The sequence below is a fragment of the Marinobacterium sp. xm-a-152 genome, assembly GCF_013282965.1.
GTDB lineage: Bacteria > Pseudomonadota > Gammaproteobacteria > Pseudomonadales > Balneatricaceae > Marinobacterium_E.
The window spans coordinates 181653-195886 of record NZ_WBYI01000001.1; the positions used below are offsets into that span (position 1 = coordinate 181653).

The 14234-nt window shown below is 47.4% G+C and carries 12 protein-coding genes; 6 read left to right on the plus strand and 6 right to left on the minus strand.

The window, feature by feature from the left end:
- The first annotated feature begins 5 nt into the window (after positions 1-5).
- From cysG to XMA152_RS00935, 3 genes are all read left to right on the plus strand, one after another.
- Positions 6-1439 carry a siroheme synthase CysG gene (gene cysG / locus XMA152_RS00925; protein WP_173482441.1) on the plus strand — a complete coding sequence of 478 codons (1434 nt, stop codon included), beginning with the start codon at positions 6-8 and terminating at the stop codon, positions 1437-1439.
- 97 nt (positions 1440-1536) lie between these two features.
- Complete coding sequence (locus XMA152_RS00930; RefSeq protein ID WP_173482442.1) at positions 1537-4581, plus strand: hybrid sensor histidine kinase/response regulator; 3045 nt, start codon at positions 1537-1539, stop codon at positions 4579-4581.
- Between the two features lie 38 nt (positions 4582-4619).
- Positions 4620-4883: a GIY-YIG nuclease family protein gene (locus XMA152_RS00935; RefSeq protein ID WP_173482443.1), complete on the plus strand. Its 264-nt coding sequence runs from the start codon at positions 4620-4622 to the stop codon at positions 4881-4883.
- Positions 4884-5101: 218 nt separating this feature from the next.
- Here the strand turns inward: XMA152_RS00935 and nhaD are convergent, their stop codons facing one another.
- The 4 genes from nhaD to XMA152_RS00955 form a co-directional block, all read right to left on the minus strand.
- Positions 5102-6346: a sodium:proton antiporter NhaD gene (gene nhaD / locus XMA152_RS00940; RefSeq protein WP_173482444.1), complete on the minus strand. Its 1245-nt coding sequence runs from the start codon at positions 6344-6346 to the stop codon at positions 5102-5104.
- A 181-nt stretch (positions 6347-6527) separates the two neighbouring features.
- Positions 6528-8285 (minus strand): DEAD/DEAH box helicase, encoded by a 1758-nt coding sequence (locus XMA152_RS00945; RefSeq protein ID WP_173480864.1) that lies wholly within the window; start codon positions 8283-8285, stop codon positions 6528-6530.
- Between the two features lie 162 nt (positions 8286-8447).
- Positions 8448-9068, minus strand: a complete 621-nt coding sequence (locus XMA152_RS00950) for a glutathione S-transferase family protein (RefSeq protein WP_173482445.1) — start codon at positions 9066-9068, stop codon at positions 8448-8450.
- Positions 9069-9072: 4 nt separating this feature from the next.
- A complete protein-coding gene (locus XMA152_RS00955; protein WP_173480866.1) occupies positions 9073-9939 on the minus strand; it encodes a hypothetical protein in 867 nt (288 codons plus the stop codon).
- A 118-nt stretch (positions 9940-10057) separates the two neighbouring features.
- Between XMA152_RS00955 and smrA the strand changes: the two genes are divergently transcribed.
- Together smrA and XMA152_RS00965 are read left to right on the plus strand one after the other, a co-directional pair.
- Complete coding sequence (gene smrA / locus XMA152_RS00960; protein ID WP_217363561.1) at positions 10058-10633, plus strand: DNA endonuclease SmrA; 576 nt, start codon at positions 10058-10060, stop codon at positions 10631-10633.
- Positions 10633-12561 carry a GNAT family N-acetyltransferase gene (locus XMA152_RS00965; RefSeq protein ID WP_173482446.1) on the plus strand — a complete coding sequence of 643 codons (1929 nt, stop codon included), beginning with the start codon at positions 10633-10635 and terminating at the stop codon, positions 12559-12561. The genes smrA and XMA152_RS00965 overlap by 1 nt, the downstream gene beginning before the upstream one ends.
- Here the strand turns inward: XMA152_RS00965 and XMA152_RS00970 are convergent.
- Both XMA152_RS00970 and XMA152_RS00975 read right to left on the minus strand, forming a co-directional pair.
- On the minus strand, positions 12529-13332 hold the full coding sequence (locus XMA152_RS00970; RefSeq protein ID WP_173482447.1) for an MOSC domain-containing protein: 804 nt from the start codon (positions 13330-13332) through the stop codon (positions 12529-12531). The two genes, XMA152_RS00965 and XMA152_RS00970, sit on opposite strands and share 33 nt — an antisense overlap.
- A gap of 6 nt (positions 13333-13338) precedes the next feature.
- The gene (locus XMA152_RS00975; RefSeq protein WP_173482448.1) at positions 13339-13800 is read right to left on the minus strand and encodes a DnaJ domain-containing protein; all 462 of its coding nucleotides are present in this window, start codon (positions 13798-13800) and stop codon (positions 13339-13341) included.
- Between the two features lie 105 nt (positions 13801-13905).
- Here XMA152_RS00975 and XMA152_RS00980 point away from each other — a divergent pair, with 105 nt between their 5' ends.
- Positions 13906-14217, plus strand: a complete 312-nt coding sequence (locus XMA152_RS00980; protein ID WP_173482449.1) for a DUF6482 family protein — start codon at positions 13906-13908, stop codon at positions 14215-14217.
- The last annotated feature ends 17 nt before the right edge of the window (positions 14218-14234 follow it).

The window sequence follows — 14234 nt, forward strand, 5'->3', positions numbered from 1 at the left end:
CTCTAATGGAATATTTACCGCTCTTTTTTGATCTTAAAAACCGACCTGTTCTACTGGTAGGTGGCGGCGACGTGGCTTTGCGTAAAGCACGGCTATTAACACGTGCTGGCGCGCTCATTCATCTTATTGCACCAGAGGTGTGTGAAGAGGTGAAAATGCTGGTTGAGCAGAAGGGTGGTCAGATTGAGCTGGGTAAGTATCGTAAATCTCTACTGCAAGGCAGAGTCTTGGTCGTCGCCGCGACCGATAATCAGTCGCTCAATGAGTCGATCTCTTTTGACGCGCGTTCTGCTAATGTTCCGGTCAACGTTGTAGACAGTCCTGCACTCTGTACGTTTATCTTTCCGGCTATTGTCGATCGATCCCCAATCGTTGTCGGTATCTCTTCGGCGGGTAAAGCACCGGTCTTAGCGAGAAATCTTCGAGCACGATTAGAGACTCTCATCCCTCAAGGCTATGCCGACTTAGGTGCATTGGTGGGACGGTTTAGACAGCAGGTGAAACAGAAATTTTCCACCGTTGATGGTCGCCGCCTATTTTGGGAGAAGATACTGTCAGGCCCTGTCGCCGAAAAGGTGTTTGCAGAACAGCAGGATGAGGCTGAGCAGTTACTTAGGTCGGCGATTGAAGCGGCCGAAGATAAATCACCAATGGGTGAAGTCTATCTAGTCGGCGCAGGGCCAGGGGATCCTGAACTACTGACCTTTAAAGCACTGCGTTTGATGCAGCAGGCCGATGTGGTGTTGTATGACGCCTTGGTCTCACCGGAGGTAGTGGATCTTTGTCGTCGAGATGCCGATTTAATCTATGTGGGTAAACGCCGTGATCAACATACCTTGTCACAAGAGGGGATTAACGAGCTGCTAGTCAAACATGCGAAACAGGGGAAGCGAGTTGTCCGCCTAAAAGGGGGGGATCCGTTCATCTTCGGTCGAGGCGGTGAAGAGCTTCAAGCCTTGTCAGAGCAGGGAGTGCCTTTTCAGGTAGTGCCTGGCATTACAGCGGCCAGTGCCTGCAGTAGTTACTCTGGCATTCCATTGACTCACCGTGATTATGCTCAATCCGTTAGATTTGTAACCGGGCAGTTGAAGAGCCGACAAGCAGAATTAGATTTCTCAGATCTATTAGCAACGAATGAGACGCTGGTCTTCTATATGGGATTGCACACTTTGCCAGATATCTCTGCGGGATTGATGGGTGCGGGTCGTTCAGCCTCTACACCGGTCGCCATCGTCTCTCGCGGTACCTGTAAGGATCAAAGAGTGTTGACCGGAACCTTGTCGACGATATCCGATCTACAAGAGAGTGCCCAACTTCCCGCGCCATCCATCATTATCGTTGGCGAGGTGGTTAAGCTTCACTCAGAACTGACCTGGTTTGGTGAGGTTCATCAAGAGGCTAATCATGCTTTAGAGCAGGTACAGCAACTTTCCGCTTAAAAGTTTGTATGTTGGCATGGCATTTGCTTAATCCACAGTAGATAGGCATCTATGTTAATGATGCTCGAAACTGTTTAGGTTAGGTGTTGGATTGATCATGCTGAACTCTTGTTTTTATTTATGCGTCGCGTTTTGCAAATTTTTTGCAAAAACCAAATCCCAGTTGTTGTTCTCTCTACTGATCTCAATTCCATTAACGGCGACTTCGGCGTCTGACAAGCCTGTGGATCCTAATCGGATATTGATTCTGTTTACTGGCCACGAACAGATCCCTTTTCAGCAAGAGGTTTTTCAGGGGTTTATTGATGAGCAGTATCAGCTACTCTTTGATCAATCTGAGTTATTCACAAAAGAGGTTTACATCCACCGATTGGATGCTTTCAGAAGTGAGCCCGAATACCTTCCGCAAAAAATCGAGTCTATTTATAAAAATTACCCTAAACTACCCGCAACGATCATCGCCGAAGGCAATTTTGCCCTGCGAGTTGCTCAAGGACTTTCTAGCAAACAACCCAACGAGATAAATATTTTTGCTGTCAACACCAGCATGGCCGCTCTTCCCGGATTTTCGAAAGGGGAGCTGTTTGATAAAGAGGCAACACTTGATTTGATACCTGAGTTGTTCCCAAACATCAAAGAGTTGGTTGTGCTTGCCCCAGGCTCACGTCGAGTAGAGGTTGAAGATCTATGGGATCTTAACTTTGCCGATCAATTTGATTTAACCCTTCTTGATGAGTCGTTAAGTTTTGACGAGACCCTATCTAGGTTAAAACAGCTTCCTGCAGATCGAGTCATTCTATGGTTAGGGCGTGGTACTGGGTCGGTCTCTGAAGATGGTTTGCCGATACAGCTAACTAAACAGATTGTTGAACTTGATGTGGCCCCCTTGATATCGATGCAGAGCTCAACTCTTAAGGCTGGTGGTTTGGGCGGTTATATGACTCCTTCTAGAGAGTTGGGCCAAAAGATAGCACAGCTGGTTTACGGTCAATCTGAAGGGTTTGAACCACCTCAAAAGCGCTATATTTTGGATTATAACGAGCTAGAGCGTTGGAAGGCTGATACGTCTAATCTTAAGGGGCCAATCTCGATCATCAATGAGCCTCTCTCTATATTTACCGAGAGACAAGTTCAGACATACATCGGCCTACTTTTATTGATGGCTGCACTGTTGTCAGCTCTGTTTGCCTGGTGGAATTGGCATCAGTTAACCCTTCGAAATCGCCAGCTATCGAAGATAGAGTCTCTAGATAGACAGCTCCATTTAGCATTATCAACATCGAAGTTGGTGCTATTTGAGGAGAATGTTACTCATCAGACGGCTGAATGGATAGAAAAAGGTCCAAATGAGCCTGGATTGCCACTTGTAGGTGAGGCTAGATTAAATGCCACAGAACCTAGATATCGCGATCAAATCAGTGATGCGCTTGCTCAAACGGGTGTGGTCGTTGAGTACCCACTCTTTATAGAAGAATTGAATATGGAGAAATGGGTTAGAACTTCTTCAATTTCTGAATATACCAATAGTCAGGGTGAGCTGATTCGGATTCAGCTGTCACAGGATGTAACGGACATTAAAGAGAAAGAGTTGGCGCTTGCAGAGTCGGTAAAACGGACTGAAAAAGTACTGCAGCAGCTTAACGATGTTTCTGAATTTGGTGATATAGGACTCTTTCACAGTGATTTGATCAACGGTGTCGTCACGGCGAATGATGTCTTTAGATCCCTCTATGATCTCCCTAAAGATCAGTATCCGACGATTACTCAAGAGGATATCAGCACACGTATCGCTGCGGACAGTGGAGAGGATCAGCTTAAAAATCAACTCCACAATTGGCAATCAAATAATTTTCAAAAGATTCAGAGAGAGTTGTTACTCCCCTCTGGTGAGAGGCGTTACCTTGAGTTGAATGCTCGTCCTGAAGTGAAAGAGGGTGTATTGCAGGGGTTTAGCGGCGCAGTCATCAATCGTACAGATGATGTTCTGCTCAGGCATCAACTGGAGGTTACGCTTACTGAGCGCAGTCTGGCTGTCAAACGGTTAGAAGAGACGCTGCAAAAACAGAAACAGATGTTTGCTGTGATTGGTCATGAACTTCGAACACCGGCTGCGGCACTGAATATGATGTTGGAAGCGGACGATGCGGCGATTACAGAGTCGTTTGGTGATATTCGCTCAACCAGTCAGCATCTGTTAGCGGTATTGGATGATTTGCGATCGGTGGTTGAACCAGAACTGATTCAAGAGAGAGCGCTCTCTAATGCTCGTCCGATAAAGATAATAGAGCGATCACTGACACCGCTTAAAGCGATGCTCGATAACCAACAGATTCGATGCTCGGTTAAATCGAATGATGTGGCAGGTCATCAATTCAATCTCGATCAGCGGGGTATTCGTCAGGTTCTAACCAACTTGGTTAAGAATGCTGTTGTTCACGGGCAAGGAAGTATGATTCAAGTTCAGGTCGATGTGATGGCTCCTACATCACCCAATGAGAAGACTAAGCATCAGCTTCGTATCTCGGTTGAAGATAATGGTCGTGGAATTCCTGCTACTCAGTATGATTCGATCTTTGAACCCTTCGAGAGAGGTGACACAGAAGCCGATGGAACCGGATTAGGGCTCTCAATCTGTCGTGAGATCATTCAAGCTAATGGCGGGACGCTCAATGTTAAAGAGAGTGAGGCGCTAGGAGGTGCTTGCTTCACAATCAATATGCCGGTTGAGCCTAAGCAGTCAGCAACCCCGGATGAGACTGAATCGATGGTTTCACTAGAGGGATTGAGTGTGTTGATGGCAGAAGACAATTTGATGCTCAGAAAACTTAGTGAAAACTTACTGCAAAAATTGGGGGCTAACCCTGTTCTTGTGGAAAATGGCCAGCTGGCTCTAAATCTGTTTAATGAACAGAAATGGGATTTGATCATAACGGATATCTTTATGCCGGAGATGAACGGTTATGAGTTGGTCGAAGCGATTCGTGCGACAGGGAGTGATGTGAAGGTGTTAGGAGTAACCGCCGCAACGGTCGGTAACGAACGAGAGCTGTTGTTAAAGGCTGGCGCTGATGTCGTTATGGGTAAACCGATCACCTCTGAATCTTTGCAAAACGCTCTGTTGCAGTTGCAGCTAAGGGTGTGATTATATCTAGGCTTTAATCTTTATTAAGAGCGTTTGGCTTGTCTCACTGGTTTGTTTACGTCGTTCGTTGTTCCGATAAAACCCTCTATACAGGCGTTACCACGGATCCCACTAGACGACTCCGTCAACATAATGGTGAACTGGTTGGGGGCGCTAAATACACACGAGCTAGACGACCTGTGGAGCTTATCTGGCATGAGCAACATGCAGATCGTTCAAGTGCCACGCAGCGCGAGTGCGCAATTAAGCGGATGACTTTACAGCAAAAAACTCAATTAATAGGGTCGTGTCAGTTAGGATGATCTTAGCTTACTGAATGGAATTTTTTTCAGTTGAACTCCAGACCCATGGGTCTAAACTGAATAGTGAAAAGTCTGAAGCTGATATCCAGTGGTTGGCTTACCTGGCCCGGGTTTGAAGGGTATTACGAGTCGAAATATTGCTTTCGGCCAAGCGGGCGGCAACTCACTGTTTAGAAGTTATGGTTAACAGTAAGAGTGTCGCCCGTTTTCATTGTGCGTTAGACGAAATAGCTACCTAAAAGATAACTGCTAAGGTAACCGACTAAAAACGCAATCGAGAGATAGACGACGTAGCGTGCATAGCTTCCGAAATTTAGGATATCCACTTTAGACATTGCAACGATGCCGGCTGCTGACCCAATTGCCAACAGCGACCCCCCAACACCCACAGAATAAGTTAAGGATAACCACTCGGCTTTAGACATCTCTACTCCAGATTTGAGCAGTGCCGCTGTCAAAGGTACGTTATCGACAAAGGCTGAGAAGACACCCATCGCAAAGTTTGCAACGGTGATGGGTAGGACCTGATAGATGCCTACTAAACTGTCTAGGGTTCCAATCTCTTTGAGCATCCCCACCAATAGCAAAATACCCAAAAAAAACATCAATGTATCGAACTCGATGCGTCTAACGTAGTCCAACAGGTTTTCACGAGTGTCCTCTTCGTAGAGAAAACGGCCCAGCAGAAACATGATGGATAGTCCAAAAAGGAAGGTCAAAACCGGTGGGATGCCCGCAACAATATTGAGAATAATGGTCGAAATAATGGTTGCTAGAAATATAACCGCAATGGCTTTACCGACCTTGTCGTCCTTGCGAGGGGTAGGGGTAATAATCACCTGACCTACCAAGGGTCTAGAGAGCATGGCCGCTAACAGCATGGTGCTTACGAAGGCTGGTACTGAAAGTAGCAGTAGGTCAGTAATCTCTACCTTGCCGGCTAGAAATACCATTAATGTGGTCACATCGCCGGTAATCAGCGATACACCACCAGAGTTGACTGCAAATACAACCAGTACAGAGAGTCTAAGGGTTTTGCGTCTCTCTAACCCTAGCGATAGTACCAAGGCAATGGAGACCAGGGTGGCTGTGATGTTGTCACAAAGACTTGAAAAGACAAAGGAGAAGATGCCAACCAGAAAGATGAGTTTGCGTTCACTGATTTGACTGGGCAGTAGTCTATATATAAGCGTCTCAATCAGTCCTTGATGGTTTAAAAAGGCGACAAAGGTCATCGCGGACATTAAAAATAGCCAAAGCCCTGCGATATCTAAAAGGTTTTCATTGAGCATACCCCTGAGTTGCTCAGGCGTAACACCTTGTTCAGGAAACAGGAAGATCAATATCCAAGAGAGCGTGCCTAGAAACAGAGTCGATTTCGCTTTGTTCAGATGAATTACCTCTTCAAACACAATGGCTAACAGTGCAATCAGAGCAAAAGCGATGAGAGTGTAGTGGAGCATAGATAATCCTTATCAGATATTGGCAAAGCTGTGCCTCTAAAGGATCGTCAGTTTACTACTTTAGTTGGATTTGATTATTAATAAATCAACGTATTAGGTGGGTTTTTAAGACTGGTTTTGCATAAGCTTATAGTTGGGTAGAGGAGGATACTCAGCCCCTTAGGCTGAGTATCGGATACCGTTAGGCTTTTTCTGCGCGTGGTTTGCGATTGCCTTTAGGTTTGCTGTTGCGGTCGCGCGGTGGTCCTTTACGACGCGTTGGTTTACCTGACATCTCATCTTGCCATGGGCGAATCGACAACTGTTTGCCGCAGACACGAGCATCAGCAATTTTCTTCAATTGTGCATGCTTAAGATCATTTGGAAGATCAATCGTTGAGAAGTTCTCACTGATGCTGATTCGTCCAATCAGATCGCTGCTGATATTCGCTTCGTTTGCGATCGCACCGACGATGTTACCCGGCTTAACGCCTTGTTGGTGGCCAACGCCGATCCAGTAACGGGTCTTACCTTCGTCTGCACCAGAGTCACGACGAGGTTTACGATCACCTCTTTCACCGCGCTCGCCACGATCAGAGCGTTCACGACGTGGGCGCTCTTTGAAGCTGGGCTCCTTCTCATCAAGATAGAAGGGCTTATCTTTGTAGATAAGCTGAAGTGCAGCAGCGGCTAGGGCAGAGGCTGTGATACCGCTCTCTGTCACTAGTTCAGTGATCAGGTTATGGAAGTCAGCCGTCTGTGGTTTATCAATCGCATTAACAAGACGCTCTTTTAGGCGCTGTGAACGCAATTGGTTCAGAGCTTTAGCATCGGGAAGTTCCAGTGTTTCAAGTGTTGAACGTGTGTGGCGTTCAATCGACTTAAGCAAACGGCGCTCACGATGAGTCACAAAAAGAACCGCATCACCTTGACGACCTGCACGTCCTGTACGACCAATACGGTGTACGTATGACTCAACATCGTAAGGAATATCGAAGTTAATAACGTGGCTAATACGCTCAACATCCAGACCGCGTGCAACAACATCGGTCGCCACGACAACATCAAGTTTGCCAGACTTTAGACGGCCCACAACGCGTTCACGTTGTGCTTGCTGAATGTCACCGTGCAGTGCAGCTGCATAGAAGCCTGCCTGAATAAGCTGTTCTGATAGCTCTTCAGTCGCTGTCTTAGTTCTAACAAAGATCAGCGCTGCATCGTGCTCGTGCATCTCGAGTAGGCGAGTTAACGCTTGGAACTTAGAGAGGCCACGAACTTCCCAAACGCGCTGGCGAATGGTGCTGGCTGTCTCAGTCTTGCTTTGAATCTTTACGTGCACAGGGTTTTGTAGGTAACGCTCAGTGATCGTTTTGATTTCACGTGGCATCGTCGCCGAGAACAGTGCGATCTGACGAGTAGGTGGCGTGTGCTCAAGCACCCACTCTACATCGTCAATAAAGCCCATGCGTAACATCTCATCCGCCTCATCCAGTACCAAACACTTTAGTTTGTCTAGGCTAAGAGTGCCGCGACGAACATGGTCCATGACACGGCCTGGTGTACCAATAATGACATGCACACCCTTACGTAGAGAGCGAAGTTGTGTGTCGTAACCCTGTCCACCATAGATTGATAGTGTACGTAGACCAGGGATGTACTTAGAGTACTTTTCGCAGGCTTCAGCTACCTGAATGGCGAGTTCGCGAGTTGGAGCAAGTACCAATACCTGTGGGTGGATCTTGCTAGTATCGACGTTCTGTAGAAGCGGCAGAGCGAAGGCGGCTGTTTTACCAGTACCCGTTTGCGCTTGCCCTAGAATATCACGGCCATCAAGAAGGGCTGGAATAGCGCCGGCTTGGATAGGAGAAGGTGTTTCATAGCCTACGTCAGAGAGTGCGTCGAGAATAGGCGTGCTTAAGCCAAGATCACTAAATGTGATCGGCTGATCAGTATCAGACATCAGATTTCCTGCTTTTAGGGGATCCCGTTACCCGCGGCCCATAAGTCAAAAGCAGGTGGAGGATCGTTGAAAGAGGCGCAAATTATACAGACTTTAGGCTAATAAGCCAGCTGTTTATTTTTTAAACAACAAAAAGGCCCGCCATGAAAGCGGGCCTGAACATTATGTGCTAGGCATCTCTAGCCCTTTAGAGACAAAGTCAAAGGACTTCATTCGCTCAATATAAGCGGCCACATTGGGGTATTGATCAGGTTCTATTTTTTGAAATTCAAAGCGATTTGCCCATGGAAAGATTGCGAAGTCAGCAATCGACAGTTTATCACAAACAAAGTCGCGTCCTTCCAATTGTTTATCCAGAACACCCCAAAGACGATGCGCCTCTTTGCAGTAGCGATCAACCGCGTAGGGGATAGGTTCCGGTGCAAATTTATTGAAGTGATGTGCCTGTCCAAGCATAGGTCCAAATCCACCCATCTGCCACATTAGCCACTGCATCACTTGCCAGTAGGCTTTAGGTTCTGTGGGCATAAACTGGCCACTTTTCTCGGCGAGATAGAGCAGGATAGCACCGGTTTCAAATAGGGAGATAGCCTCGCCATTAGGACCATCATGATCAACGATGGCGGGTATCTTATTGTTGGGACTGATGGCTAGAAATTCAGGTTTGAACTGTTCATCGTTAAGAATATCGACTCTATGGAGTTGATATTCGAAACCACAGGCTTCAAGCATGATTCGGATCTTATGGCCGTTTGGTGTGCCCCAGGTGTAGAAATCGATCATCTGATTAGCCTCGTGTGAAGTGTTGGTAAATTTTAATCAGCTCCTCTTCACTATAACTAACAATCACCAACTGTTGACCGGGTTTAATCAGGTCTGGATCCTGACCCAGCATTCCCTGTTGGTAGTTGTAAATGTAGATGTCGTTCACCTTAGAGTAGAGGAACTCGCCTAAGAAAGAGGAGCGTTGATTCTCAAGCACTTCGTCAGCAAGTTCTGGAATCTCTGCGATGAGCGTTTGTCCGTTCTCACCACTGAGCTTGATCCCTTCACGGAAGGTGTTGGTAAGGCCACGCTGCAATATGCCCCAGAGCCCTTGCATGTCGTTGGGGGTTACCGCATGAATGTAGAAGACACTGCCGGCAGCGATGTCGGGATTAGATAGAAGCTCTTTAAGACGAATTTTGTCTCCGGGTGACAGTGTTTTGGTATTGATAACATTGTCTTCAGAGATGAGTTTCATCATCTGATCAGGCTTCACCGATTCATTGCTGACGAGTGGCTGCTTCACAACAAGGGTTGAGGTTTGTACACCCTGGGTTTGAGCCTCATCAGCGGCCTCCATAGCTGTCTGAATGGTCTCTACTTGAGCGGCCTCACTCTTCATGTTGGGTAGTTCTAGCAGTTGATCACCGGTAACAAAGTTATTCGCTTGTTTAATATCGAGCGCTTCATCTTTGGTCTCTTCGGTCAGTGTTTTAATGACCTTTTTGGCCGCTTTTTCTGTCTCTGCAAGGGGCTGTTGTGAGGGGGTGCTTTGTGGTTGCACACTTTCGCCGGTTTGGGAGTCAGTGGATATTTCCGGTTTGTTCAGGAAAAGGTAAGTCGATACTGCAATGATAATCAGAATAAGAGCGATAATGACGCGTTGCATAGTGGTGTGTCCTTAACAGGCGACTGATTCGAATCAGGGTTGTTATTCGTTATTACAGCAACAATAATCACTTTATTGACCGGTTTAAAGTCTTTCTGCCGGTTTTGAGGTAATGAGTGTGTCTGATCAAGAGATTACAAACGATTTCACATCGTTAATGCTAGGTGAAGGAGTTAAACCGATTAAGGCAGAGGCTAAGGTCTCTGCGCGCGAGCACTTAAGACGTGGTGATATGCAGGCTCTTGAACAGCGTCGACGTGAGGCCGAAGGGGTTGATGAGCGCTTTCGATTTACTGACAATCAACTGTTGAACCCCTTGGACCCTGTCGAGTGGAAACGCGATGGCGTTCAAGAGGGGGTCTATCGCAATCTCCGTTTGGGTAAATACACTGTCGATGCGCGCCTTGATTTGATTAACAGAACGCTCTCTGAGGCCTGTGAAGAGGTGCCTAATTTTGTAAAGGAGTGTTACCGATTGGGTCTACGCACAGTCATGATTACCCATGGACGTGGCAAGCATCTGCAGGCACCTCAGAACAAGATGAAAAGTGCACTGACACTCTGGCTGCCAAACATTGATGAGGTGTTAGCCTTTCATAGCTGTCAGCCCCAGCATGGGGGGCTTGCAGCGATCTATCTGTTGTTACGTAAGAATGAAGAGCAGCGCCTCGCCAATCTAGAGCGTCATCGATAGTGGCCATCAACGATCGAAAACTGGTTTGGCTTCAGTGTGAGTCAGAAGTAGAGGCAGGTCAGGCGATCAATCAGCTTAAGGATCAACTCCCTCTCAACTCTATGAAAGGGTTGTTAGTCGGTCAGTCGCAAGAGGGTTTTAGCTCGATTAGAGCCGATCGATTAGCGACAGAGCTTGGTCAATCCATTGACTACCTAATCTTCAATGCTTTTGACGGCTTCACACCTAATGCTCTGGCCCAGGGGGCGGGCCTTGTTCGGGCTCCTGGTGTACTGGTTTTGATCACCCCTAAGGCGTCTGTTTGGCCCAATTATGCTGATCCGTTTTTACAAGCCTTGGGGCAGTCTGAAAGCTATTATTCAAACTACATACAGTTATTAATCAATAGTTTAAATCATAGTAGTAATATTATTTGTGATATTGACGCCGTCGAGCTCAATAGTACAACTAGCACTCAATTATCTGAATCGATAGCCTTAACTGCTGATCAACAGGCTGTGGTGGATAACCTGCTTGATGACTGGTCTCTATCGACCTCTACCAGAGTGATTACAGCAGACAGAGGTCGCGGCAAATCCTCTGCTTTGGGCTATGCGTTAAAACAGTCTGATTGGGAGTCCAATCAGGTCATTGTGACGGCACCGGATAAGCGCGCCGTTTACTCTCTCTATCAGCAGAGCGATGAGTTTCAGCCGCGCTTCCTCCATCCTGCTGAAGCCTTACAGGAGCTGCGTACTAACCCCGATATTCGACTGTTGGTGATTGATGAAGCCGCCGCGATTGCAACGCCTCTGCTTGATCAACTGGTTGAAAGTGCCAATCATCTAGCAGTCTCGACAACGGTTAATGGCTATGAAGGGTTTGGGCGTGGATTCTCTCTTCGTTTTCTACAACGTTTGGGTCTACAGCGAGAGGGTGTTAACTATTCCCAGCTGGCTGAACCGGTTCGATGGTCTCAAGGGGATCAGCTTGAAGAGACGATCAATGAACTGCTGTTTCTGACCGAAGGCGAGCCGTCTAAGGCGTTTTTAGGCTTTGATGACGGTGTGTATGGATTAGAACTTGATGGCCTTGTGAGCCACCCTGATCGATTACAGGCGATCTATCAGCTTCTACACCTAGCTCACTACCGAACCTCACCCAACGACCTTCGAGTTCTGCTCGACTCCCCAGGGCAATGCCTCTTTGTAACTGTTCAAGCTGGTGAACTGGTCGCTGTTGCTTGGATTTCAGCGGAGGGTGAACTGTTCGCTGAGCTCTCTGAGGCGATCGCTCAGGGTGTTCGACGGCCTAATGGCAATCTACTTCCGCAAACACTCATATTCTCTGAGGGTATGGTCACACTAGGTACCAAGCGCTTCTGGCGAATCGCACGTATTGCGGTCGCGCCAGATTTCAGAAGATCAGGCATTGCCGCGGCTATGCTCCGTTCTATTGAAGCGAAAGCGATTGCGTCCCAGATCGACTTTATGGGGGCTAGCTTCGCTGGATACCAAGAGGTGTGGCAGTTTTGGAGCGCCTCTGGCTACAGAGCGATTCGTATGGGTGATCGTATCGATCCGGTGGCGGGTGAGCCCGCATTGCTGGTTATGAAAGCGTTAAACGCCAACGCCAAAGACGATATTCAGTTTCTATGCGAGCAGGCGGTTTCACGTTATCAATTTGAGATTGAGAGAGGGTTGAGGTCGGCAATGCCAGTCGGTTTTGAGTCTTTACCTAAACCGCTTGAGCAGAGAACTTTATCGTCTCATCAGATTGAGTCTCTAAAGCGCTTTGCTCAGGGCAGTGCGCCACTCACACTAGTAAGACCTTGGATTGAGTTGTTAGATAAGGGGTGTGCGCATAACGAGGTTGGTCACCTTGAACTTAAACCGAACAAGCATCAACTCAAGGCTTTACGAAATAGGGTGTCCCAGTTCATCGACTAGGGTCACTTTATCCCCAAGAGAGACCTTTCCAGGCTTTACCAAGCTAATATTTTGGCCAAAGTTGATCTCCCCATTGGGTCCAGAGTGAATTGCCTGCAGTGTGCGGAGCGGTTCCTGATGGCTATCTTTCAATCCAGTGATGGGATCGCGTGTGACTAAAACACAGCGTTCGCATGGCTTGCGACGTTCAAATATGGCCTCTCCGATTTGAAACCGACTCCAGCTATCTTCAATCCAGGGTATTGAACTGTCGATGACAAGGTTAGGTCTAAAACGAGCCATTTCAAACAGCCCGCCTGATGCATGGTTGAGAGCATCCAGTGAGGCAGTATTGGTCAGTAGAATAGGGTAACCATCACTGAGAATTGGGCCCCACTCATAGCGCTTTTCTGCAAGTTCTGTTGCCTGACTGTCGTTAAACACTAGGCAGACTTTGCGTTCGAACAGGGAATCCAGCGCCCTATTATTGAGCCTGATTAGTTGTACTGAGGTAACCCGACTCCAAACAGTGACGCTGAGTCTCTCCGATGAGCTGAAATCACCCTTCGCAATCGTCTTGTTTTTGTAGAGGATAGAGAGAGTCTGACCGTCTGACTCGATGTTCAGATCCAGCAGAATCGGATCTTTTCTAGCCGTTATAAACCGCCCATCCTCTTCCGCTAGCATGAAACGACGGTCGCCAACGATCCCTTTAGTTTCTATGTTCGTTTGCTTTAAATGAACGGCCTGACCCGACTTGATCGGGTAGCGGATGATGTCGACGAGTTTCATCTCTGGTTAGTCCTTTAGAAGCGTCTCTTTGGCCGAGTTAATGCGAGAGGCAAGCCAATCACTGCCACCGCGATCAGGGTGGGCTTTTTGCATCAATCGCTTATGCGCAGCAAGGATCTCCTCTTTGGATGCTCCCTCTTTAAGACCCAGTATTTCATAGGCCTCCTGTTTGCTTGGGTTTCCGGAGGGTTTAGGGCTGTTCTTTTGTTGCTGGCGTCGAGCCCTTAGAAAAGGCAGTAGGCGCAGCAACCAGGGAAACGCACTTTTAACAAAGGGAAGCAGGCCGGCAATCAGAGCGCCTAGCCAGTGCATCCTGCCGGTAATGGCTAAAAAAAGCATCGCCAGTGCTAGGGTGATGAGTCCGGCTTGAAGCCAGGCTCTGCGTCTATGCTCTTTGGGTTTAGATCTCACCCAGCCTAATATCAGCAGAATCAGTATAACGACAGCAATAAAAGAGATTGGATTCACAAGGTCTTGTCTCTGTACTTATATTGGGTTTCAAGATTCGGCATAAATGCTTGGTCCGAAAGAGTATAGCCACCGTAACCTGAAAAGTAGATTTAAGGAAGCCATATGAAAGTAACTATCGAGCAGCTCAATCGGGAGCGTCCGGTTATATCTGAATTGCGATTGAAGTCCTTTGAATGTGAACACTATCTGGTTCAATTAACGACTGAGACTGGGCAATCAACCCTGGTTGACGATACTGGGCGCCCTCAGGTGTTTCGATCTCAGCTAGCGGCAAAGATTCCGTTCAAAGGATTTAGGGTTGAAAGGGCGGTGCTAGAGCATCAATCCTATTATGACGAAATGATTGGGCTGCAGGGCGACAAGGTTGAACCTCTGCTGGTTGATATCAGCCTTCCTGATAATGATTACTCATAAAAAAAACGGCACCCGAG

Coding starts and splice junctions, on each gene's coding strand:
- XMA152_RS00930 (WP_173482442.1), top strand. CDS start 1,537: ATGCTGAACTCTTGTTTTTATTTATGCGTCGCGTTTTGCAAATTTTTT.
- XMA152_RS00980 (WP_173482449.1), top strand. CDS start 13,906: ATGAAAGTAACTATCGAGCAGCTCAATCGGGAGCGTCCGGTTATATCT.
- cysG (WP_173482441.1), top strand. CDS start 6: ATGGAATATTTACCGCTCTTTTTTGATCTTAAAAACCGACCTGTTCTA.
- XMA152_RS00955 (WP_173480866.1), bottom strand. CDS start 9,939: ATGCAACGCGTCATTATCGCTCTTATTCTGATTATCATTGCAGTATCG.
- XMA152_RS00970 (WP_173482447.1), bottom strand. CDS start 13,332: ATGAAACTCGTCGACATCATCCGCTACCCGATCAAGTCGGGTCAGGCC.
- XMA152_RS00945 (WP_173480864.1), bottom strand. CDS start 8,285: ATGTCTGATACTGATCAGCCGATCACATTTAGTGATCTTGGCTTAAGC.
- XMA152_RS00950 (WP_173482445.1), bottom strand. CDS start 9,068: ATGATCGATTTCTACACCTGGGGCACACCAAACGGCCATAAGATCCGA.
- nhaD (WP_173482444.1), bottom strand. CDS start 6,346: ATGCTCCACTACACTCTCATCGCTTTTGCTCTGATTGCACTGTTAGCC.